The sequence below is a fragment of the Paraburkholderia sp. BCC1876 genome, from assembly GCF_902833695.1.
Classification (GTDB): domain Bacteria; phylum Pseudomonadota; class Gammaproteobacteria; order Burkholderiales; family Burkholderiaceae; genus Paraburkholderia.
The window spans coordinates 126,469-148,961 of the sequence record NZ_CADFGI010000012.1 but is presented as its reverse complement, the minus strand read 5'-3'; the positions used below and the strand labels follow the sequence as shown (position 1 = coordinate 148,961).

General features: G+C 63.3%; 16 protein-coding genes. 10 read left to right on the top strand and 6 right to left on the bottom strand.

What is annotated here, in order from left to right; all coding sequences use genetic code 11:
- Positions 1-168 precede the first annotated feature (168 nt).
- From HWY05_RS32095 to HWY05_RS32085, 3 genes are read left to right on the top strand one after another with little or no spacing between them, the layout of a single operon-like run.
- Positions 169-1,320, top strand: a complete 1,152-nt coding sequence (locus tag HWY05_RS32095; protein ID WP_176060906.1) for an efflux RND transporter periplasmic adaptor subunit — start codon at positions 169-171, stop codon at positions 1,318-1,320.
- Positions 1,317-4,439, top strand: coding sequence for an efflux RND transporter permease subunit (locus HWY05_RS32090; protein WP_176060857.1), 3,123 nt, complete (start codon positions 1,317-1,319; stop codon positions 4,437-4,439). Before HWY05_RS32095 ends, HWY05_RS32090 begins: the two co-directional genes overlap by 4 nt.
- 2 nt (positions 4,440-4,441) lie before the next feature.
- Positions 4,442-5,971: an efflux transporter outer membrane subunit gene (locus HWY05_RS32085; RefSeq protein ID WP_176060856.1), complete on the top strand. Its 1,530-nt coding sequence runs from the start codon at positions 4,442-4,444 to the stop codon at positions 5,969-5,971.
- A 399-nt stretch (positions 5,972-6,370) separates the two neighbouring features.
- On the opposite strand, the gene HWY05_RS32080 is transcribed toward HWY05_RS32085, so the two are convergent.
- The 3 genes from HWY05_RS32080 to HWY05_RS32070 all read right to left on the bottom strand — a co-directional run bounded on the left by HWY05_RS32080 (position 6,371) and on the right by HWY05_RS32070 (position 10,235).
- A complete protein-coding gene (locus HWY05_RS32080) occupies positions 6,371-6,625 on the bottom strand; it encodes a hypothetical protein (RefSeq protein ID WP_176060855.1) in 255 nt (84 codons plus the stop codon).
- A 164-nt stretch (positions 6,626-6,789) separates the two neighbouring features.
- A complete protein-coding gene (locus HWY05_RS32075; protein ID WP_176060854.1) occupies positions 6,790-8,925 on the bottom strand; it encodes a DUF6531 domain-containing protein in 2,136 nt (711 codons plus the stop codon).
- A gap of 431 nt (positions 8,926-9,356) precedes the next feature.
- Positions 9,357-10,235 carry a lipid A biosynthesis lauroyl acyltransferase gene (locus HWY05_RS32070; RefSeq protein ID WP_176060853.1) on the bottom strand — a complete coding sequence of 293 codons (879 nt, stop codon included), beginning with the start codon at positions 10,233-10,235 and terminating at the stop codon, positions 9,357-9,359.
- Positions 10,236-10,390: 155 nt separating this feature from the next.
- Here HWY05_RS32070 and HWY05_RS32065 point away from each other — a divergent pair, with 155 nt between their 5' ends.
- Entirely contained in the window at positions 10,391-10,615 is a 225-nt protein-coding gene (locus tag HWY05_RS32065; RefSeq protein ID WP_156126473.1) for a hypothetical protein, read from the top strand.
- A gap of 21 nt (positions 10,616-10,636) precedes the next feature.
- On the opposite strand, the gene HWY05_RS32060 is transcribed toward HWY05_RS32065, so the two are convergent.
- Positions 10,637-13,147, bottom strand: coding sequence for a penicillin-binding protein 1A (locus tag HWY05_RS32060; RefSeq protein ID WP_176060852.1), 2,511 nt, complete (start codon positions 13,145-13,147; stop codon positions 10,637-10,639).
- Positions 13,148-13,669: 522 nt separating this feature from the next.
- Here HWY05_RS32060 and HWY05_RS32055 point away from each other — a divergent pair.
- From HWY05_RS32055 to HWY05_RS32045, 3 genes are all read left to right on the top strand, one after another.
- Positions 13,670-14,302, top strand: coding sequence for a hypothetical protein (locus HWY05_RS32055; RefSeq protein WP_176060851.1), 633 nt, complete (start codon positions 13,670-13,672; stop codon positions 14,300-14,302).
- 580 nt (positions 14,303-14,882) lie between these two features.
- A complete protein-coding gene (locus HWY05_RS32050) occupies positions 14,883-15,563 on the top strand; it encodes a PspA/IM30 family protein (protein ID WP_035545919.1) in 681 nt (226 codons plus the stop codon).
- Positions 15,564-15,693: 130 nt separating this feature from the next.
- A complete protein-coding gene (locus HWY05_RS32045) occupies positions 15,694-16,869 on the top strand; it encodes a tetratricopeptide repeat protein (RefSeq protein WP_176060850.1) in 1,176 nt (391 codons plus the stop codon).
- Between the two features lie 93 nt (positions 16,870-16,962).
- Here the strand turns inward: HWY05_RS32045 and HWY05_RS32040 are convergent, their stop codons facing one another.
- Positions 16,963-17,658, bottom strand: coding sequence for a TetR family transcriptional regulator (locus tag HWY05_RS32040; RefSeq protein WP_176060849.1), 696 nt, complete (start codon positions 17,656-17,658; stop codon positions 16,963-16,965).
- A 145-nt stretch (positions 17,659-17,803) separates the two neighbouring features.
- On the opposite strand from HWY05_RS32040, the gene HWY05_RS32035 reads away from it, so the two are divergent.
- Positions 17,804-19,294, top strand: coding sequence for an NAD(P)/FAD-dependent oxidoreductase (locus HWY05_RS32035; RefSeq protein ID WP_176060905.1), 1,491 nt, complete (start codon positions 17,804-17,806; stop codon positions 19,292-19,294).
- A gap of 98 nt (positions 19,295-19,392) precedes the next feature.
- The gene (locus tag HWY05_RS32030; protein WP_176060848.1) at positions 19,393-20,379 is read left to right on the top strand and encodes an alpha/beta fold hydrolase; all 987 of its coding nucleotides are present in this window, start codon (positions 19,393-19,395) and stop codon (positions 20,377-20,379) included.
- An 18-nt stretch (positions 20,380-20,397) separates the two neighbouring features.
- Here HWY05_RS32030 and HWY05_RS32025 read toward each other — a convergent pair whose 3' ends face one another.
- Positions 20,398-20,709 carry a hypothetical protein gene (locus HWY05_RS32025; RefSeq protein ID WP_176060789.1) on the bottom strand — a complete coding sequence of 104 codons (312 nt, stop codon included), beginning with the start codon at positions 20,707-20,709 and terminating at the stop codon, positions 20,398-20,400.
- Here HWY05_RS32025 and HWY05_RS32020 point away from each other — a divergent pair.
- Positions 20,696-22,099, top strand: a complete 1,404-nt coding sequence (locus HWY05_RS32020; protein WP_176060847.1) for a methyl-accepting chemotaxis protein — start codon at positions 20,696-20,698, stop codon at positions 22,097-22,099. The two genes, HWY05_RS32025 and HWY05_RS32020, sit on opposite strands and share 14 nt — an antisense overlap.
- The last annotated feature ends 394 nt before the right edge of the window (positions 22,100-22,493 follow it).

The window sequence follows — 22,493 nt, the reverse complement described above, 5'->3', positions numbered from 1 at the left end:
ACAGGCGTGTATTAGAATGCGCCCATTCATTCGAAGTCAACTGCGTATGCTGGTTGCATGAATCGGCATGGGCGTTATCGCTGGCGGGCCGCTACGGCTTGCCGTGTTCGTACGCTGTCTCCTGTTGGAGTAATTGTGAAGCGTCCCGGTCCTCCCGCATCGTCAATGATGCGCCAGCAGTCTCATCGGCATGGCCGGCGCGTGCCGCGCGCCGCCATCGCGCTCGCGCTTGCCGGCGTCGTCACGCTGTCAGCGTGCTCGAAGAAAGAAGTGGCGGCAAGCACGCCGCGTCCGGTGGTTGCCGTGGCGATTCACGCCGATGGCAATGCCCAACAGGCGGCGTCGCTGCCCGGCGAAGTCCAGGCGCGTTATTCGACGCCGCTGTCGTTTCGCGTTAGCGGCAAGATCGTCGAGCGGCTCGTACGCCTCGGCGACGTCGTGAAGAACGGTCAGATCGTCGCCCGGCTCGACCCGGCCGATCAGCAGAAGAATGCGGCCAGCGCGCAGGCGCAACTCGCCGCTGCGGAGCACAGCCTCGTCTACGCGAAGCAGCAACTCGATCGCGACCAGGCGCAGGCGAAAGAAAACCTGATCGCCCCCGCGCAGCTCGAACAGACCACCAATGCTTACGCCTCGGCGGCCGCGCAGCGCGATCAGGCCGCGCAGCAGGCCGCGTTGTCGAAAGATCAGTTGCAGTACACCACATTGAGCGCGGATCACGCGGGCGTGATCACCGCCGAGCAGGCCGACACCGGCCAGAACGTGTCCGCCGGTCAGGCCGTCTACAACCTCGCGTGGAGCGGTGATGTCGACGTGGTCTGCGACGTGCCGGAAAGCGCGCTCGCCGCGCTGTCGGTCGGACAAACCGCGAGCGTCACGCTGGCCGCGCTGCCAGGCCGCAAGTTCAGCGCGCGCGTGCGCGAACTGTCGCCCGCCGCCGACCCGCAAAGCCGCACCTATCGCGCCAAACTCACGCTCGAGAATCCCGGTCCGGACGTGCGCCTCGGCATGACCGCGGATATCGCGCTCGCCGCGCCGGCCAATGGCAGCGGCAGCGCGAATCAGAACAGCACCTTCACGGTGGCCGCCACGGCCCTGTTCCACGACGGCACACAGCCGGCCGTGTGGGTCGTGCGCGCCGCGGACAACGCGCTGGAACTGCGCCGCATCACCGTCACGCGTTACAACGAGCGCACCATCGTGATCGGCCAGGGGCTCAAGGACGGCGAGCGTATCGTGCTGCAAGGCGTGCACACCGTGAGCGCCGGCGAAAAAGTCCGGGTGGTCGCGCCGCTGCATCCCGAGGACTTCGCTTCATGAGCACCCCGCATGAAGAGGGACGCTTCAACCTGTCCGCATGGGCGCTGCGCCATCAGGCGCTGGTCGTTTTCCTGATCGCGCTCGCCACCGCGTTCGGCATTCTCGCTTATACGAAACTCGCGCAATCCGAAGACCCGCCCTTCACGTTCCGCGTGATGGTGATCCGCACCTTCTGGCCCGGCGCCACCGCGCGCCAGGTGCAGGAACAGGTCACGGACCGCATCGGCCGTAAATTGCAGGAAACGCCGGCCATCGACTTCGTGCGCAGCTACTCGCGCCCCGGCGAGTCGCTGATGTTCTTCTCGATGAAAGACTCGGCGCCGGTCAAGGACGTGCCCGAAACCTGGTATCAGGTGCGCAAGAAAGTCGGCGATATCGCGGCCACGTTGCCGCCGGGCATTCAAGGCCCGTTCTTCAACGACGAGTTCGGCGACGTCTACACCAACATCTACACGCTCGAAGGCGATGGCTTTTCCGCCGCGCAACTGCACGACTACGCGGACCAGTTGCGCACGGTGCTGCTGCGCGTGCCCGGCGTCGGCAAGGTCGATTACTTCGGCGATCCGGATCAGCATATCTACATCGAGATCACCAACACGCAACTCACGCGTCTGGGCATCTCGCCGCAGCAACTCGGCCAGGCGATCAATTCGCAGAACAGCGTCTCGGCGTCCGGCACGCTGACCACCACCGACGACCGCGTGTTCGTGCGCCCCACCGGCCAGTTCAAGGACGTCAACGCGCTCGCCGACACGCTGATCCGCATCAACAACCGTTCGTTCCGTCTCGGCGACATCGCCACGATCAAACGCGGCTACGACGATCCGGTCGTCACCCAGATGCGCTCCGGCGGCAAGGCCGTGCTCGGCATCGGCGTGACGATGCAGCCGGGCGGCGACGTGATCCAGCTCGGCAAGGCGCTCGACAGCCAGATGGTCCAGTTGCGCCACGCGCTGCCCACCGGCCTGCAACTCGTCGAAGTGTCGAGCATGCCGCACGCCGTCGCGCAATCGGTCGACGACTTCCTCGAAGCCGTGGCCGAAGCGATTGCGATCGTGCTGGTGGTGAGTCTGCTGTCGCTCGGCGTGCGCACCGGCATGGTGGTGGTGATCTCGATTCCGGTCGTGCTCGCCGTCACCGCGCTGTGCATGTATCTGTTCGATATCGGCTTGCACAAGGTGTCGCTCGGCACGCTGGTGCTCGCGCTCGGGCTGCTGGTCGACGACGCGATCATCGCCGTCGAAATGATGTCGGTGAAGCTGGAGCAAGGCTGGAACCGCACGCGCTCGGCCGCGTATGCGTACACCAGTACCGCGTTTCCGATGCTGACCGGCACGCTCGTCACCGTGTCCGGCTTCCTGCCGATCGCGCTCGCCAAGTCGAGCACCGGCGAATACACGCGGTCCATTTTCGAAGTGTCGGCGATCGCGTTGATCGCGTCGTGGCTCGCGGCGGTCGTGCTGATTCCGCTGCTCGGCTATCACATGCTGCCCGAGCGCAAACGCCAGGCGCACGAAGCCGAGGACCACGAACACGACATCTACGACACGCGATTCTACAAGCGGCTGCGCGGCTGGATCAGCTGGTGCATCGAGCGTCGTTTCATCGTGCTGGCGATCACCGTCGTGCTGTTCGTGGTGGCGATGGCGAGCTTCACGCTGGTGCCGCAACAGTTCTTCCCGAGCTCCGACCGTCCCGAGTTGCTGGTCGACGTGCGGCTACCCGAAGGCGCGTCGTTCCAGGCGACGCTGCGGGAAGCCCAACGGCTCGAAAAAGTGCTGGTGGGCCGGCCTGAAATCGATCATACGGTGGACTTCGTCGGCAGCGGCGCGCCGCGCTTCTATCTGCCGCTCGACCAGCAATTGCAGACGCCGAATTTCGCGCAGTTCGTGATCACCGCGAAATCCGTGAAAGATCGCGAGAAGCTTGCGCAGTGGCTCGAACCGGAATTGCGCGACAACTTCCCGGCGATCCGCACGCGTCTGTCGCGTCTCGAGAACGGGCCGCCGGTCGGTTATCCGGTGCAGTTCCGCGTGAGCGGCGACGACATCGCCACCGTGCGTTCGATCGCCGAGCGCGTCGCGGCCACGCTGCGCGCCGACAGCGGCACCCGCAACGTCCAGTTCGACTGGGACGAACCGGCCGAACGCTCGGTGCGCTTCGAAGTCGACCAGAAGAAAGCGCGCGAACTCGGCGTGAGCTCCGACGACATCTCCAGCTTCCTCGCGATGACCTTGTCCGGCTACACCGTCACGCAGTATCGCGAACGTGACAAGCTGATCAGCGTCGATCTGCGCGCGCCGAAAGCGGAACGCGTCGATCCCTCGCAGCTCGTCACGCTGGCCATGCCGACGCCGAACGGTCCGGTGCCGCTCGGCACGCTCGGTCATCTGCGCAACGATCTCGAATACGGCGTGATCTGGGAACGCGACCGCCAGCCGACCATCACCGTGCAATCCGACGTGGCGCCGGGCGCGCAAGGCATCGACGTCACGCATGCGGTCGACAAGGCGTTGAGCTCGATTCGCGCGACGCTGCCGGTCGGCTACCGGATCGAGATCGGCGGTTCGGTCGAGGAAAGCGGCAAGGGCCAGACGTCGATCAACGCGCAAATGCCGATCATGATCATTGCCGTGCTGGTGTTGCTGATGATCCAGCTGCAGAGCTTCGCGCGCGTCCTGATGGTGGTGCTGACCGCGCCGCTCGGGCTGATCGGCGTGGTCTTCACGCTGCTGCTGTTCGGCCAGCCGTTCGGCTTCGTCGCCATGCTCGGCGTGATCGCGATGTTCGGCATCATCATGCGCAATTCGGTGATTCTGGTCGATCAGATCGAGCAGGACATTACGGCTGGACATAAGCGTTTCGACGCGATCGTCGGCGCGACCGTGCGGCGTTTCCGGCCGATCACGCTGACCGCCGCGGCGGCCGTGCTCGCGCTGATTCCGCTGTTGCGCTCGAACTTCTTCGGTCCGATGGCGACCGCGCTGATGGGCGGCATTACGAGCGCGACCATCCTCACGCTGTTCTATCTGCCCGCGCTATACGCCGCCTCGTTCAGGGTGCGCGGCGATGAGCGCGAGCCACCGGCACCGTCCGGCACGGCGCATTCGGGAAATTGAGCATGGCTACGATCCCCCTCTCCCGCTATCCGCGCATCGTCACGCTGGTCGGCGCTACGTTCGCGCTTGCCGCCTGTTCGTTCGGACCCAACGGCGAGCCGCCCGCGATGCCGCAGCCGGCTCACTACGGCGCCGCCTCACAGCCGACCCAGACCGTGGCCGCGCAAGGCGTCACACAGCAATTCGTGGTCGGCGCGAAGCCGGTGCCCGACTGGTGGAAGCAGTATCAGTCGGACGCGTTGAATGCGCTCGTCGACGAAGGCTTGCGCAACAGCCCGACGCTCGCCGCCACCGACAAGAGCCTGGCCGCCGCGCGCGAGCAGTTGCGTGCGCAGGTCGGCAGTTCGATGCTGCCGACCATCGACGCCGGTGGCCAGGCGACCCGCAATCGTGCGTTGACGATTCCCGGCTTCGGGCCCGGCACGATGCTGTACAACGTCTTCGTCGGGCAACTGGAGGCGCACTACACGATCGACCTGTTCGGCGCCTCGCGGCTCGCCGACGCGGCGCTTGCATCGCGCGTGAATGTGCAGGCGTATCAGTTCGACGCGGCGCGGCGCGCGCTGGCTGCCAATATCGTGACGGCGGCTATCACGAGCGCCGCGCTGCGTGCGCAGATCGATACAACCGAAAGGCTCGTGACGCTCGCCAACGACCAGGCGCGCGACACGCAGCGGCGCTATGTGCTCGGTGCGGTTTCGCATGCCGATCAGTTGAGCGCGCAACAAAGCGCGGCGAGTCTGTCGGCGAGCTTGCCGGGTCTGCAGCAGCAGTGGTTGACCACGCGTCATGCGCTGGCCGTGCTGCTCGGCCGCACGCCGGACGCCGCGCCCGACGATCTCGTGCTCGCGCAGTTGCAGTTGCCCCAGCAGGTGCCGGTGGTGGTGCCTTCTGAGTTGCTGCGCGCGCGGCCCGATATTCAGGCCGCCGACGCCGCGTTGAAGGCCGCCGCGGCCGATGTCGGCGTCGCGACGGCGCAGATGTTCCCTAGCCTGTCGCTGAGCGCGTCGATGGGACAAGGCGGGTTTAGCTGGCCGGTAGCGCTGTCGGGCGCGGGCGCGATCTGGAGTCTGGGGGCTTCGTTGTCGCAGCCGCTGTTCCACGGCGGGGCGCTGTTCGCGCAGCGACGCGCGGCGGTGGATACCTACGACGCGACGGTCTTGCAGTACAAGCAGACCGTGTTGGCGGCTTTCCAGAATGTCGCCGATTCGCTCGCCGCGCTCGAACACGACGCGCAGGCGCTGGACTCGGCGAACGTCGCCGCGCGCTCGGCGCAGGGGATTTTCGAGGAGACGTCCGGACGGTATCGGCTGGGCGCGTTGCCGATTGCGTCGACGCGATCCAGCGAGCAGCAGTTCCGCAATGCGCAGCTCGATGAGATTCGCTATACGAGCGCAAGGTTGACGGATACGGCGGCGTTGTTTCAGGCGATGGGGAATCCGCCGGTTGAAGTGGCGGGTGGCGCTGCGACTTCTGCCAATGCGCCTGCGGCGGCGCTGGTTCCCGCGTCGAGCGTGACGGTGGTCAACTGACTAAACCTGGGATTCCGTACTGACATCCGCTGAGTTATCCCCAGTTTGTGTTGATGAACCTGTTGACAACCTTCTGACAAGCTCGCTAACACGTTGAACGCGCTGGGATTTGTGGGGGCGGTGCGGAATAGGACAGTGGCGTGTCGGCGGTGGATAGTTACGACGCTCAAGCTATCGGCAGCCCTGAATGTTATCCCCAGTTTATGTTGACAGGGTTGTTGATAACTCCTGGGCTAACGGGTTAAGTGCTTGATGCGAATGGCTTTGTTGGGCGCGGTGTGGATGGGGGCAACGGTGGTCAATTTGTGACGCGATCTGCGCGCGGCGAGCGGGTTGATCGGCCCTCCTGACGAGATCGCGCCGAGACCGAAGGCGGGGTTGAATGCGCCTTCAGCGCTGCTACGGCTTTTTCTTTTTCTTCGAGGCAGACATGTCCAGGCCTTCGGGCGCAAGGTCTGGATACGCTCTCCACAATGGCTCAAGAAGAAGGTATAGCCCTCCAGCGACCTTCCCCGCCTCAGAGCGAAACCCCTCGAATTCGTCTTTTGAACACCGCTCCTGAATTATCCGCGTAGCGTTTTCGACCGATAGGTAAGCGTCCATCAGTTGCTTGCTGACTTCTGACGCGACATGTTTGTCGATTTCCTTATCCATCGTGCTCTCCCTAGCAGTCCTGGTCCGATTTGCACTGGTTCATACATCTGAAAAAACTTACACCATGGTTACCTGTCGGAAAAGTCGTGTCCGCACACCTAACCTGGCAATTTTCATGAATTTCGCGGCAACGCTTCGTGATGGGTTTGCCGTACGCACATTTGTTAAAACCGGCATCGGCGTTGTCGTTGCTTCGGAACAGCTGAGCATAAAGAACCGCGCGCTTCGACGGGTCGGTCTGGTCCGGCACTAGCACAGGAAACGGCACCTGCTCCTGCGCCGCGATCTGTAACTCGGGCACGTCGCCCTGTACCGGCTGTCCTGTCCGCGTCAATGTAAGCCCGCGATAGAAAAGCTTCCAGCGACCTTGGCGAGCCCAACGGATTCACGGTTGGTCCAACAGGGTCGACACCGTTCTCGTAGTTGCCGATCCACTGATCGACTTCCTCGCTTGATATCGGCTCAGCCGTACCGCCATTTCTGGCGACGCTGCCCGTACGCGATGCAACGCGGCCGTCCGGCGTGTAACTGTAGTCCACCGTCAGGAAACGCTTCAAGCCGGCGGTCAGTACGGTCGCGTCTTCGTTGTAAGTGAAACGGGTTATCCGGCCACGCTTGTCGTAAGTGAAACGTGCCTCTCGACTGTTGCCCGTGACCCGCGTCACGCGATTCGAAGTGTCACGGTCAAATCCGCCGAGAAGCCAATGTGAAACCAATTCCTGAGCGATCTGCAGGTTGCCGGTTTCATCGATCGTGTACAGCCAGTCTTCGGTTTTGACTCCGTTCACGTAGACCGTCGCCTGCTTCAGGCGATTGTTGACGTCATAGACGGCGCCAACGGTGAGCTTGCTCCCCGTTGCGGTTGCATCAAAACCGTTCGCGCCGGTCGAGTCGGACGTGTCGTACTCACTGTATCCCGTGACGTTACCGTTCACGTCGTACACAAATGCGCGCATTTTTCCGGGCGTTGCGACTAGTGATGGATGTAGCGTCGTGGTGTCGGCATATCGCACCGACGTGATCACCGAGCCGCTTGCGCTGTTGACGGCCGCACGGGCTGGTCGGCCCGCCGTGTCGTAAGAATAAGTGGCGGTTCCGTCCGGCGCCGCCTTCTGCAGCAGGTTGCCGTGCGCATCCAGCGTCCGGTTTTCGCTGCCCTCTGCAGTGCTACCACCGGTGAGCCGCAACATACCAGCGATCGACGCAAACCTGATCGTGCCGGACATGTCTGCCCCGGTGATCGTCGTTGAACCATTGCCATACCCAAACTGGACGTTCCGCGTGACATCGGGATGCGTCGCCGAAACAGCCCGTCCCATCGCGTCATACACCCATGTCGCGATGCGCACGCCGGTTTCGTCAATGACGCCTGTCAGCGCATTCCTGAATCGCGGATCGTCGTACACGTAGCGACGCATGTACCCATCAGGCCATGTCGCGGTGACCAGGTTGCCATTCGCGTCGTACCCGTACTGCGTGAGGCCACCGGACGGATCGGTCATGCGATAGAGACGACCCTGCGTGTCGTACTCGAGCCGGATCGTCAGCAATGCATACCGGGTTGCAGCACCCGCAGTTCGTTGCTCAATCGCGGTGAGCCGCCCCGCTCCGTCGTAAGTGAGCGTACGGGTGAAGCCCGTATGCGTCGTCTCGGACAGCAGGACGCCTTGAGCCGAATAAAATTCCTCGGTGTCAGTGGTCAGATCCTTCAGTACCCAGCCCGCTCCGGCCTGAGCTAACGCTAGCCCGCTGAAAGCCGCCGTGCTCCACTGACCGCCGATTGACTGAAACGTGAGAGGTTGACCATTTGCCCGGTAGGCGACGATCTTCGGTGAGCTTCCGGTCGCGCTAGCGACGTTCAACTGCCGTTGCCAGTTGTTCAGCCATACCGGCCCCATGGCAGTCGCCGACTTCAAAAACGGGGACGACAGGTAGCTGCGCGTAAACGTCAGGGGCACCGCATCGCCACTGCGGAAGTCGCTTTCTACCAGACTCACTTTGCCATTGGCGGGATAGACGGGATCGGCGACCGGGCATGATTCATCCGGCTCAACCGGCGCGGAACACCACTGATCGATCAGGGCAAGGTCGTTAATACACGCATAGTTGCCCATCCCGCCGGGCGTATTGCCCACCACATCGAGGCGACACGTCTTCGATCCCGGCGTTGCACCGGACTGCGCGTAAAGCGTGAGACAGTCGACGGCATTCGCGCCGAAGGCCACCGTTAGCAACATGAATGCGGCAAGCAGGCGAACCACTATGCCGACCGGCCACTCAGTCATGCTGTAGTTTTTCACCGTCGTTCCTATCAGTCATACCTGTTCGGAGAACAAGCACGCTATAAGGAACGGTGAGGCGCGAGGCGGCGAAAATTCTTAAGCTTCTGCCGTTATTTCATCGATGACAGAACGCTTCCCGCGGTGCCTACATCGGACTTAGGAAACTGCCCACGGGTATGTCATCCGCGAACTGGGTACGACGATGTCAATTGAAGAATAACGATTGAAAACGTACGTGCAAGATAGCCCGCACGCCGTCCAGCACGCCCCACAACTTATCCACAGATAATGTTGACAGCCCTGTTGATAACGCCTGGAGATCCCAACTAAGTACTTGAGCGCGCAACGGATTCAGTGCGAGACCCATTTGCCGACGCGGGCGCGTCAAGCGGCACCAAGGCGGCACCCAGGCAGCAGCGCAGTCGCTGCCGCCCCCTCACCACCAACACTCAATAAACCCCCGCCTCTCCCGCCGGCCGGTTCTTGAACCGCTTATGCACCCAATAATATTGATCAGGAATCCGCCGCACCTGCGTCTCCAGAAACTCGGTAATCCTGCGTGCATCGACGGCCACGTCGTCTGACGGAAAGTTACTTAGCGGTTCGAAAATAGTCAGCTTGTACCCGCGATAATCCGGCAGCACTTCCGTCACGAACGGCACGACGCGCGCATTGCCCGCGCGCGCCATGCGCGATACGGAAGTCAGCGTGCAAGCCGGCACGCCGAAGAACGGCACGAACACCGAGTCGCGCAAACCGAAGTCCATATCCGCCGCCAGCATCACCGGCTTGCCCTCGCGCAGCACGCGCAACGCGCGCCGCACGCTGTCGCTGCGCGGAATCATCTCCGTGCCGAAACGGCCCCGCTGACGCCGCGCCATCGCATCGAGCAGCAGGTTCGACATCGGCGTGTAAAGCGACGCCACTGGATGCCGCGTCGAATACATCATGCAGCCCGCCTCGATGCCGACGAAATGGAAGCCGACGAAAATCGTCGGCTGCGATTGCATGTCGGACAGATCGATCGCGCTCTCCACTTCCACGAGGCGCGCGAGCGCCTGCGCGTTGCCGAACCATTGCGGCCCGCGCTCCACGTAGCTGCGAATCACGTGACAGAAATGCGCGCGCGCGAGCCGTTCGCGCGCCTCGTCGCTCATGTCGGGAAAACACAGCTTCAGATTGGTGTGAACGACGCGCCGGCGGGCGCTCGGAATGCGGTACAGCAAGGCGCCGATACCGGTGCCGATCCGCGCGACGGCGCCATACGGCAGGAATGCAAACGCGCGCAACAGACCTGTCATCAGAAAGATGAGGATTCGACTTTTCACTCGGCGTGGACCCGGTGGATGCTAAATGGCGAACACGCCGGCCGCCACGGCCTCACGGCGCGCGACGATCGAAGTGGCATGCGCGTGCGTCAAACCCTGTCCCGCGCCGCGCGTTTTTTCTGAGGTGGACGCTTCGCCCGTGGCGAAACGTAGAGGTGCTGGAGATCGAAACCGCCAGTTATCGGGTGTCCGTTAGGACCCTGTATGAAAGCACCGCAGGCGTGATTAAAACATACTGCGAATGCCGGGCACAAAAACTGCTGGAAGCGGCGCCGCCCCATGCCGTGAAACCCATGCCAGGCGGGCGCTTCGTCGATCTTTCAAAATTTTTCGTGCGCGACCCACCGCAGTGTGGACCGCGCCCGCTTAACGCAACCTGAAGAAAATCCCCGTGGGGGACATCAAGGCTTGTTCGATTCGAACAGATCGAGAATCTGCTTCTTCTCGTTCGACGACACGTTCGGCGGCGGCACCGCCGGCGGCGTCATGCCCGCCGGTCCGACGCCGCCCACGGCGTCGCTCGCGCCCGCAGTCGGATTCGCCGAATCCAGACCGATGCTGGCGACGAAACCGTTGCCCGGCGTCATGTCGGTATAGAACAACTCACCGTCGACCGAGGTCACGCCGTCAGGCTGCGCGGGTTCGGCTTGCGGCACGCCACGCAGCGCGCGCTGCATGTACTCGACCCAGATCGGCAACGCGAGCTGCGCGCCGAATTCACGGCTGCCGAGGCTCTTCGGCTGGTCGTAACCCATCCACGCCACCGCCACCAGCGACTGCTGATAGCCCGCGAACCAGCCGTCTTTCGCGTCGTTGGTCGTACCCGTCTTGCCCTGCAGGTCCGAGCGATGCAGCACGTTGGTGCCCGCGCCCGTACCGGCCGTCGCCACCGAATGCAGCAGGCTGTTCATGATGTAGGCGTTACGCGGTTCGAGCGTGCGCGGCGCGTCGCGGCCGGCCGTCAGCGGCTGCGCTTTGGAGAGCGGCTGGCCGCGTGCGTCCGTCACCTCGGCGATCAGATACGGATTGATCCGATAACCGCCGTTCGCGAACACCGAGTACGCCCCCGCCGACTGCAACGGCGTGACGAGACCGGCGCCGAGCGCCATCGGCAGATACGGCGGGGTCTTGTCGGCGTCGAAACCGAAACGCTGCGTGACGAAGTCCTGCGCGTACTTGGTGCCGATGAACGACAGAATGCGGATCGACACCAGGTTCTTCGATTTCTGCAGCGCGAGACGCATCGGCATCGGACCGTCCGGCTGGTCGTCGTCCTTCGGCTCCCACGCGTCGCCGCCCGGCGTGCTCGACGGGAAGTACAGCGGCGCGTCGTTGATGATCGTAGCCGGTCCGAGGCCTTTATCCAGCGCCGCCGAATAGATGAACGGCTTGAAGCTCGAACCCGGCTGACGCCACGCCTGGGTGACGTGATTGAACTTGTTCTTGTTGAAGTCGAAGCCGCCCACCAGCGCGCGGATCGCGCCGTCCTGCGGCGTGAGCGACACCAGCGCGCCTTCCACCTGCGGCAACTGCGTGATCTGCCAGTTGCCTTTATCGTCGGCGATGAGACGCACGATCGAGCCCGGCTTGATCTTCGTGGCCGCCGTGGCGCGCGCGCTCAACCCGCCCGCGACGAAGCGCAGCCCGTCGCCGCTGATCGCCACCTGCGTGCCGTCCACCAGTTGCGCTTTCACCAGCTTCGGATTCGCGTCGGTCACCACGGCGGCGATGATCTCGCCGTTGTCGGGGTGATCGGTGAGCGCGTCGTCGATCGCCTGATCGCGGTCGTCGCCCGGTGAGGGCAATTGCACGAAGCCTTCCGGTCCGCGATAGCCGTGCCGGCGCTCGTAGTCCATCACGCCTTTACGCACCGCCTGATACGCGGCGTCCTGATCCGCCGAATCGATCGTGGTCGTGACGTTCAGACCGCGCGTATAGGTTTCGTCCTTGTACTGCGCGTACATCATCTGCCGCACCATTTCGGCGATGTACTCGGCGTGCACGCTGTACTCGTTGCCCGGATTCTTGGTGTGAATCTCTTCCTTCACCGCCTGGTCGTACTGATCCTGGCTGATGTATTTCAGCTCGAACATGCGCCGCAGAATGTACTCCTGACGGATCTTCGCGCGCTTCGGATTGACCACCGGGTTATAGGCGGACGGCGCTTTCGGCAGGCCGGCCAGCATCGCGGACTCGGCCAGCGTGATGTCCTTCAGATCCTTGCCGAAGTACACGCGCGCCGCCGACGCAAAACCATAAGCGCGCTCGCCCAGATAAATCTGATTCATGTACAACTCGAGAATCTGATCTTTGGTCAGCGCGCGCTCGATCTTGTACGCGAGCAGCATTTCGTAGATCTTGCGGGTGTAGGTCTTTTCGCTCGACAGGAAGAAGTTGCGCGCCACCTGCATGGTGATCGTGCTAGCTCCCTGCGAGGCGCCGCCGTGCGCGAGGTCGGCAAAGCCGGCGCGCAGAATGCCCAGGAAGTCGACGCCGCCGTGCTCGTAGAAGCGATAGTCTTCGATCGCGAGCACCGCTTTCTTCATCTGGTCGGGAATGTCCTGGAAGCGCACGATGCTGCGCCGCTCGTCGCCGAATTCGCCGATCAGCACGTGGTCGGCCGTGTAGACCCGCAGCGGCACTTTCGGACGATAGTCGGTCAACGCGTCGAGCGACGGCAACTGCGGCCCCATCACCACCAGCGCATAGCCGACGATCAGCGCGCCCACCACCGCGAGCGTGCCCATCAGGCTGGCGAACCAGATCACGAGGGTCACGCCGATCGAACGGCGGCCGCGCGTGTCGCCCTCGGCCTCGCGCGAAGCCGCATTGCGTCCTGGAGTGCGTTGGTAGGAGTCCCGGTCTTCGCCAGCCGGAGAATTGGAAGAATGCGGTCGTTTGATGATTGGCATGACTGGAATAGTGGGCGCGTAACTGAACGCCTTTCTGCGCGCGCTCGTAGCGCGTGCATGGATCGTGATCGAGCACCGTGGCCTCGGACGCACACCGCCGCGCGGCCCTTTGCCCCCGGCCAGCCGCACGGCGCCCGGGACAGTGTCCGGCGCAACGTAACAGCGCATTTTAAAGAAATCAAGACAGGCCGAAGCGAGTTTTTTTGTAAGAATTCCCTTCGCGTTCCTTGCGCGCCCGCCGCTGCCGCCCTATGCCGCCACGCCTTGCGCGGACAGTCGGGGTTATCAACAGAAACGGTTGAAAGGCCTGTGGACAAGTTCGCCGGCAACCCTACAAGCCGTTGATGTCACGGGATTTTCATGTCACGCCCGTTCCGCATCGTTGCAACTCGTCATATGATGGGTTCGGCGCGTGCGTCGAACCCGCGCGCTGCCGGAAGTACCAGCAGGCGCACTATCAGACGCACTATCAGACGCACCACCAAGCCGTCCCGCCCATGCCAACAAGTATGCGAGCCGATCATGAACAAGCCCAGCGAACGCATCGTCGTATTCGTCACGACCGCGCAGAAACGCGCGATCGCCGCCACCGCCGAGAATCTGGGCATTAGCGTCAGCGAGTTGATGCGGCGCGCGGTGTTGAGCTTCGGCGCCACCAGCGAACAGGTGAAGGCGGCCAGTATCGTCGACCGCTTGCGCGCCCCGCGCGCGCCGGATGCACTCGACGCCGCGCTGCAGCGGGTCGCGCGCGGCACGCGCCACGCGCGCGCGGCGCTGCCGGCGGCGTTGCAGACGCGTGGCGGCAGCGAAACCGGTGCGTCGGCGGAAGGTGGGGCTTCAGTGAGCGCAGCGGACGCGCTGTCGAATGCGAATGCGGTGCCCCGCAAGCCCGCCGCGGCCGAGCCTGCGCCGTTGTTGCCGGCGGGGGTCGCCGCCGCGCTGGCCGCCGAGATCGACGAAGAAGCCGTGGCCACCGCGGAAGCCGTGGCACGCGTGGCAGCCGCCAAAGCCGCCGCGGTTGAAAGCGCGAGCACGCCGCAGACCGATGCTGACGCGCAACTGCGCAGCGTGCTCAAGCGCCCGCGCGTCGACAGTTCGCGCGACGATGACGATCCCCGCACCGATCCGAGCACCGAAGGCGGCCGCTTCGCCTGACGAAGCGCCTTAGCGTGAAATGGACGTCGCAAATCGCGCATTGGCGCGTCATCCAACGTCATGCTCGGCGCGGTGAAACGCGCGAGCTTTCGATATTGCAAGCTTGACGATTTGTGCCGGCTACCCTTGCGCGAGGTAAAAGCTTTGGGCCAGCTTCGACCCAGCTTATGTCCGCTTATACGCATCGTCTTTCACGTCGCCAATCTCATCTGGCTGAACAAACTTCTACTCTGCAAGTCAGCACAAACAAGCCGCAGCGCTTCACATCGACGACACCCAAAGCGCGCAAACTACGCGATTCTGTCATCGCGCCCTTTAAGGCGGATTTAAGCGAGCCCGTGGTGTAATATCCGCGGGCGGCTGAATCACTGGCCGCGTGTTCTAACCGTCATCACTATTAGTGTCGGCCATTCGATCCATCGATCGAACAATTTACGGCGCTGCTATTGCAATTGGCGAGCACGCCCCGAACTCCGGTCCGAACGTTGCGCAGCTTCACGCGCAGCGGCGTAAAGTAGCAGTTAAAAGCAGTTGGACGCGCGGATTTATTCAGCGCCGACACCATTCTCTGGAGGTTTTCATGTCGCTATTCGACAGCATTTCGCGCACGCTTAAAGGTCTCCTTAACGACGCAGCCGATTCCGTGCAAGACCCGTCGCGCGACTCGCGCCAGATCGTGCGCGAACTCGACGAGAGCATCGCCAAAGCCGAGAACTCGCTGATCGAGATTCAGGCGCAAGTGGCCACGCAGCAAAGCAAGCGCGATGTTGCCGCGGACAAGGCGAAGAAGTACGAAGACGGCGCGAAGCGCGCGCTGCAATCCGGCGACGAAGCCCTCGCGCGCGAAGCCCTCGGCGCACAAGCCACGGCCGAAGCCGAACGCGACGCGCTGGCGAAAGAACTGACCACGCTCGAACCGTCGGTCGCGCAGTTGAAGAGCCAGATCGACGACATGCGCAGCCGTCGTAACGACCTGAACGCACGCTCGAACATTCTGCAAGCCAAGCAGCAGATCGCGCAGGCGAAAGACGTCGCGGCTACCGCATTGGGTGGCATCGGCGGCAAGAACCTGTCGCAGGATTTCCAGAAGCTGGAAGACAAGGTCGCGCTGTCGAATGCCCGTTCCGACGCGCGTCTGAATTCCGCCGACGCAACGAGCGGCAAGGCACTCGACGACAAGCTCGCGGATCTGAACCGCGGCCCGTCCGTCGAAGATCGTCTCGAAGCATTGAAGAAGCAGATCAATACGCCGGCTCAGTAATTGCGTCAGCAGTAGCTCCTCGCGGTTGCGCATGCAACCGTCGGAGCGCCTGGTAGCCGGTCGCCGGGTTTCCGGCCGCCGGCCACCAGAAACGACTGAAGGAGACGGGCGCCACGCGCCTGGTCCGACCATGAAAAAATTTCTCGCAGGCGCCTTTGCTTCCTTGCTGTTCGTCTCGGCCGCAGCCTTCGCGGTGCCGACGGTTCAGCAGATCGAATCCGCCATGTCGCAGGGCAACTGGCAGCAGGCCGACGCCGGCCTGAGCGAAGTGCTGCAGGCGCATCCGAACAATGCCCGCGCGCGCTATCTGTACAGCCAGGTGCTGGATCGCGAAGGCCGTTATGCCGACGCGCTCGCCCAGGTGCAACAGGCCAAGACGCTCGACCCGCAAATCCGCTTCACCGACCCGACCCGTTTCGCGCAGACCGAAGCGCGCATCCGTAAAGACGCGGAACGTGCGGGCGGCAACTCGGGCAACACCACCGCACCGAATCCGTTCGCGCAACAGAACACGCCGGCCGTGCAGCAGCAGTCGGCGATGGTGTCGCAAGCGCCGCAACGGCATGGTCCGGGCATGGGCATGTGGATCGGCATCATTCTGCTGATCGGCGCGATCGCGCTGGTGTTGCGCTGGACGCTGCGTCGCGCGCGCTCGCAGGACGATACGCGCGCCGACGACGATCGTCGCGTGCAGTTGAAGCGCGCGACCGAGATGCTCAACGCCGTGCGTTCGCTCAAGCTCGACGTGAAACTCTCCACCGTGCAAGGTCACGAGGCGCTGGAGAAAGAAGTCGAAGCAACCGAAGACCAGTTGCGCGGCCTCGTCGAAACGCTGTCGAGCAGCAAGAACCCGGTGCCGCCGTATCAGCTTGACGAACTCGAACAACGCATCGGCAGCCTGCGCGCACGCGCCGACGGCCGGCCCGATCCGTATGCGGCGCCGGCGGCCGCCACGCAACAATCGCCGTATGCGCAGGAAGCCGACCGCTTCGGCAATCCGCCGCAAGCGCCCTATCCGCAGCAAGGCCCGTATCAACAGCAGCCGCAGGTCATCGTGCAGCAAGGCGGCGGCGGCTTCGGCGGTGGCATGGGCGGTCTGCTGACCGGCGTGCTGCTCGGCGAAGCGCTGAACTCCGGGCGTGAGCGGGTGGTCGAGCGCGACGTGATCGTCGACGACGAAACACGCCGCCGCGGCAACGGCGGCGGCCTCGACTTCGGTCAGGGCTCGAACGACTGGAACGATAACAGCGGCGGTGGCGTCGATATGGGCAGCAACGACGACTCCGGCGGCTGGAACGATACCTGAGCGGCGTAGCCAGTCGGCAAGCTGAAACAAGAACGGGCTCCTTCTTTTGAGGGAGCCCGTTTTTTTATGCCGGTTTTATTCAGCTAGCGGATTTCACACGCGCACTGAAGCTAAAGCCGAAGCCCTGCCCGGTTCATGCTGCGCAAGCAACATCGACCCAGCAAACAGCCTGACGATGAAACGCTCCGCGTACGCAACCAGCGCATCGCGACGCGCCGCATCCGCGCCGATATATTCCGCCGACAGATGAAACAGTTGCAGCACGATCTGCGTGCAGACTTCGTCGACGGTGTCGCGCCCGAGCGTGGGCATCAGTTCCAGTTGCACGACGTCGTCGGCCATTTCCGCCGATACCTCGTGGAGGTTCGCGCGCACCGCCTCGCGCAACGCCGGCGACGTGCCGTGATACTCGGCCAGCGCGCTCAGAAAGGCCTCGCGGTTCTCCAGTGCGAATTCGAAGAACGCCACGCACGCGCGACGCGGCACGCTATGCGGCTCGTCGTGCGCGGCGAGCCAGCGCTCGCGCCGCAGCATCGGCCGCAAGCGTCGGCTCACCGATTCGACCGCCTCGCGCGCGAGGTCGTCGAGCGTGTCGAAATGACGGTAGAACGTGTTCGGATTCAGCCCCGCCTCGCGCGCCAGTTCGCGCAAACCCAGGCTCGCGAAGCTGCGGCCGCCCGCGGTGAGCCGCAATGCGGCTTCAATCAGCTTGCGCTTGCCGGCCGGCAATTCCTGCGCGGCCGCGAGATCGGGGTCGGCGGCGTTCGCCGCTTCGGGGACGGGGTTCATAAGCGTTCAACCACTGCGCGCCATGCGCGTTTAATAGCAGCACTCTAAACGATCTTGACGCCAAGTGTACAGTTGTCTACTCTGCGCGTTATACCGGAGTAGACATGTGTAGACTCCCGAACTTCGTTCCATGCCGGAGATCACCGTGACGCCCGCCTCTTCCACTCCCTCCGCCGCGCCGCGCATTGCTATCGTCGGCAGCGGCTTTGCCGGCATCGGCATGGCGATCCGTCTGCTGCAAATGGGGATTACGTCGTTCACCGTGTACGAAGCGGCCGCCGACATAGGCGGTACGTGGCGTGACAACACCTATCCCGGCGCGGCGTGCGATGTGCCGTCGCATCTCTATTCGTTTTCGTTCGAGCCGAACCCGGCCTGGTCGCGCGCGTTCGGCGGCCAGGCGGAAATTCTCGACTATCTGAAGCATTGCGCGCGCAAGTACGGCGTGGATCGCTACGTGCGTTGCAACGCGCCCGTGGCCGCCGCCCGCTTCGATGCAACGCGCCAGGTGTGGCACGTCGAGATCGACGCGCACGGCGCGCGTGAAACCATCGAAGCGGATGTGGTGATCGCCGCGAGCGGCCCGCTTTCGCGTCCGGCGATGCCGCGGATCGCTGGGCTCGACCAGTTCGAAGGCAAGCTGTTTCATTCGGCGCGCTGGGACCACGCGTATCCGCTCGAAGGCAAACGCGTCGCCGTGATCGGCACCGGCGCGAGCGCGATCCAGTTCGTGCCGCGAATCCAGCCGCGCGTTGCGCAACTCGAACTCTTCCAGCGCACCGCGCCGTGGATCATGCCGAAGCCGGACAAGCCGGTCGGCCCGCGCGCGCACTGGCTGTTCCGGCATCTGCCGTTCACGCAGCGATTCGTGCGCAGCGCGATTTACTGGCAACTCGAATCGCGCGCCATTGCGTTCGTGGTCAATCCGAAGCTGATGAAAATGCCGATGAAGTTCGGCCTCAGCTATCTCGAACGGCGCGTGCCGGACCCGACGCTGCGCGCCAAACTCACGCCGAACTACCGACTCGGCTGCAAGCGCGTGCTGCTGTCGAGCGATTACTACCCGGCGCTCGGCAAACCGAATGTCGACGTGGTCACGACCGGCATCCGCGAAGTCGTCGCCGACGGCATCGTGACCGAAGACGGTGTGCTGCATCGTGCCGACGCGATCATCTGCGGCACGGGTTTCCAGGTCAACGACGTCGGCGCGCCGTTCGACGTGACCGGTCTCGATGGCGCGGATCTCGGCGCGATGTGGCTGCGCGACGGTCCGGAAGCGTACCTCGGCGTGAGCGTCGCGGACTTCCCGAACTTCTTCATGATCGTCGGCCCGAACACCGGGCTCGGTCATAACTCGATGATCTACATGATCGAGTCGCAAGTGCAATACATCGCCGATTGTCTGCGCGAACTGCGCCGGCGCAAAGCACGCACGATGAATCTGCGGTCCGACGTGCAGCGCGATTTCAATGCGCGCTTGCAGAAGGAGATGCAGCACTCGGTGTGGGTCAGCGGCTGTCATAGCTGGTATCAGACGAAAAGCGGCAAGGTGACCGCGCTGTGGCCGGGGTTCACGTTCAGCTTCCGCAAGCGTACCCGGCGCGTGCGGCCGGGCGAATATCGCTTCGCGCGGTGAGGCTGCGGGCGGCGGCGGCTTAACGCATTCGAAGCATTCGAAGCAAGCAAAGCATTCGAACCAGTGGGACTAGTCGAACAACAAGGGAGACAAGCATCATGGCAAGCGTCGAATCCACCTCACCCGCCACCGCGCCGCTGCCGCCGCGCTCGCTCGCCGCGCGCCTCGGCTTGACCAGCGTGCCGCGCGATGAATTGCGCCGCCGTTACACGCAAAGCGGCTCGCAGTTCGTCGAGATCATGGGCGCCGACGTGCACTACATCGACGAAGGCAGCGGCGACACGATCGTGATGATTCATGGTTTCGCGTCGTCGCTGCATACGTGGAACCGTGTCGCCGATGAACTCAAGCTCGGGCATCGGGTGATTCGTCTCGATCTGCCGCCGTTCGGCGTCACCGGCCCGCTGCGTTCCACCAGCGGCGAAATCGAGACGATGAACCTGCCGACTTATCGTCGCTTCATCGACACGTTCATGCAGGCGCTCGGCATTGCGCGCGCGACCTTGATCGGCAACTCGCTCGGCGGGCTGATTTCGTGGGACTACGCGGTGCGCCACCGCGACGCCGTCGAGCGTCTGGTGCTGATCGATTCCGCCGGCTTTCCGATGAAGCTGCCGATTTACATCGACCTGTTCAATCACGCGCTGGTGCGGCTGAGTTCGCCGTGGTGGCTGCCCGAAGCCATTGTCAAAAGCGCGGTGCGCAACGTGTACGGCGATCCGCGCAAGATCGACGCGGTGACGATGCGGCGCTACGTCGATTTCTTTCACGCCGAGGGCGCGCGCACCGCGATCGGCAAGATGGTGCCGACACTCGACTTCAACGAGGTCGACACGGAGGTGCTCAGAACGCTCGACGTGCCCACGCTGGTGCTGTGGGGCGCCAAGGACCGCTGGATTCCGCCCGCACACGCGAGCGAGTTCGCGAGCCGTATTCCGGGCGCTAAATCGGTGATGTATCCGGGGCTCGGGCACATTCCGATGGAAGAGGCGCCCGAGCGCGTGATGACCGATCTGCGCGCGTTTCTCGGCACGCCTGGCGCAGGTGTTTCGATTGACGAAGACAGTCGTCGCGCGCGGGCCTGAACTTTCTCCCCTTCCCTGTCACCCGCCGCCGAGAAAACGCAACAGCCCCCACAAGAACTTGCAGAGCATCACGATCAGCTCCCACAGGTGATAGAGCTGTTGCCAGCCCGAAACGCGCGCGAAGGAGTCGATCATGATGGGCGAAGGCAAGATATTAGGGCTGCGGATGGCGGTTTGACCGCCCATCATAACGACTGCGGGATAGCCCGTATCAAGTCGCTTGAAAGTCTGCCGTAAACGCATCGAGGAGACGCTGCATCCGCCATGGATGACAGCGCAACCCGAGCGCGCCACGCGCGCCATCGAGGAGACGTAAATGATGCGTTTCAAATTCCGCAGACGGACTCAGTCACAGGGTGTGGTCGGCGATATTGCGGCGCAAGCCGGCAAACTGGGCATTGAAATCTGCGACGTGTCGGGCCACGTCGAGGAAGTCGCCGCGCGCGTGCAACGCCAGGCGCAGGTCTGCCGCGCGCTGCGCGAATCGGCGGCGCAAACGCTGGCGGGCAATCATCGCATTGCGACGGCTGCGCGCGAAATGCGCAATGTGTCGGCCGAAGCCGCGACGGGTGTGCAGGCGTCGCAGGAGACCTTGCTGGCCTCGCTCGCCGACATTCACGGACTGGTTGAAGGCGTGACGGTGATCGAGAGTCAGATCGGCGCGTTACGCAGCGCGTTGGCGCATGTGAGCCGGGTGTCCGAGGAAATCTCGCTGATCGCACGGCAGACGCATTTGCTAGCGTTGAACGCCGCGATCGAAGCGGCGCGTGCGGGCGAATCCGGCAAGAGTTTCGCGGTGGTGGCCGCCGAGGTGAAGAATTTGTCGGCGAAGACCGCGCAAGCTACCGGGCAGATCGAGACGACGCTCGCGCAACTCACGCAGCAGACCGAGCAACTGATTAGCGAGGGATCGGTGAATACCGCGCGGGCGCATCGGGTGCGTGAAGGTACGCGCAAGATCGGCGACGTCGTGCATGCGACGGGCGACGCGATTGCGCAGTTGAACAACGAGGCGGGCGAGATTGCCGCGTTGACCGGCGAGATCGAAACGCAGTGCGACGGGCTCGAGGCGCAGGTGCTGGAGATGGCGAGCGGCGTCGAGGATTCCAGCGAGAACTTTGCGCAGGCCAAGGACCGGTTGGGGAATCTGCTCGGGGTGTCGGAGACGTTGATCGAATTGACGGCCGCGACCGGCGTCGAGACGGCGGATACGCTTTTTATCGATGCGGTGCAACGGGCCGCGGCGGCGGTGAGCAAGGTGTTCGAGGGCGCTGTCGCGCGAGGTGAAGTGTCGATTGAGGATCTGTTCGATCAGCGGTATGTGCCGGTTGCCGGGAGTAATCCTCCGCAGTTCGTTACCCGGTTTACTTCGTTTACCGATCGGGTGTTGCCGGCGATTCAGGAGCCTTTGCTCAAGCTCGATTCGCGGGTGGCGTTTTGTGCTGCAGTCGATTTGCGCGGGTATTTGCCTACGCATAATCTGAAGTTCTCTTTGGCGCAGCGGGAGGATGTTGTGTGGAATATGGCGAATTGCCGGAATCGACGGATGTTCGATGATCGGACCGGGATTGCTGCGGCTTCGCATACGAAGCGGTTTTTGTTGCAGACGTATCGGCGGGATATGGGGGGTGGGGAGTTTGTGTTGATGAAGGATGCGTCCGCGCCGGTTTTTGTGGGGGGGAGGCATTGGGGTGGGGTTCGGGTGGGGTATCGGGTTTGAATTTTTTGGTTTTGGTGTGCTGTGCGGTTTTGGGTGTGCTCTTTTGGTGTTGGCCTTTCCTTGTGTTGGTAGTGGTCTATTAGCGATCCCCCTGTGCGGGGGGGGCACTTACTTCTCTTTGCCGCGGCAAAGAGAAGTAAGCAAGAGAAAGCCGCTCACACCGCTAATTCTGAAGTGGGTTCCTCGCACAGCAACGGTAGTGGCTCATCTGGAATCCGTGCTCTCGCACATTCCGCGCCGGTGACAAAGGCGTCATTCTTCCGGCGGCGCTGCGCGCGCCGTCCCGGTCGTTCACAAAACCAGCAGTATTTTTCGGGCCATGCCGGTCCGTTGGCGTAGCGTCGCCGACGCGAGGCCGATGGCCTTCCCCACATAAAAACGAAGCCCCTGGTTT

Bases quoted from the DNA above. Each gene is read 5' to 3' on its own strand.
- HWY05_RS32040 (WP_176060849.1), bottom strand. From the start codon at position 17,658: ATGAACCCCGTCCCCGAAGCGGCGAACGCCGCCGACCCCGATCTCGCG.
- HWY05_RS32080 (WP_176060855.1), bottom strand. From the start codon at position 6,625: ATGGATAAGGAAATCGACAAACATGTCGCGTCAGAAGTCAGCAAGCAA.
- HWY05_RS32055 (WP_176060851.1), top strand. From the start codon at position 13,670: ATGAACAAGCCCAGCGAACGCATCGTCGTATTCGTCACGACCGCGCAG.
- HWY05_RS32060 (WP_176060852.1), bottom strand. From the start codon at position 13,147: ATGCCAATCATCAAACGACCGCATTCTTCCAATTCTCCGGCTGGCGAA.
- HWY05_RS32020 (WP_176060847.1), top strand. From the start codon at position 20,696: ATGATGCGTTTCAAATTCCGCAGACGGACTCAGTCACAGGGTGTGGTC.
- HWY05_RS32030 (WP_176060848.1), top strand. From the start codon at position 19,393: ATGGCAAGCGTCGAATCCACCTCACCCGCCACCGCGCCGCTGCCGCCG.
- HWY05_RS32085 (WP_176060856.1), top strand. From the start codon at position 4,442: ATGGCTACGATCCCCCTCTCCCGCTATCCGCGCATCGTCACGCTGGTC.
- HWY05_RS32050 (WP_035545919.1), top strand. From the start codon at position 14,883: ATGTCGCTATTCGACAGCATTTCGCGCACGCTTAAAGGTCTCCTTAAC.
- HWY05_RS32090 (WP_176060857.1), top strand. From the start codon at position 1,317: ATGAGCACCCCGCATGAAGAGGGACGCTTCAACCTGTCCGCATGGGCG.
- HWY05_RS32095 (WP_176060906.1), top strand. From the start codon at position 169: ATGCGCCAGCAGTCTCATCGGCATGGCCGGCGCGTGCCGCGCGCCGCC.
- HWY05_RS32045 (WP_176060850.1), top strand. From the start codon at position 15,694: ATGAAAAAATTTCTCGCAGGCGCCTTTGCTTCCTTGCTGTTCGTCTCG.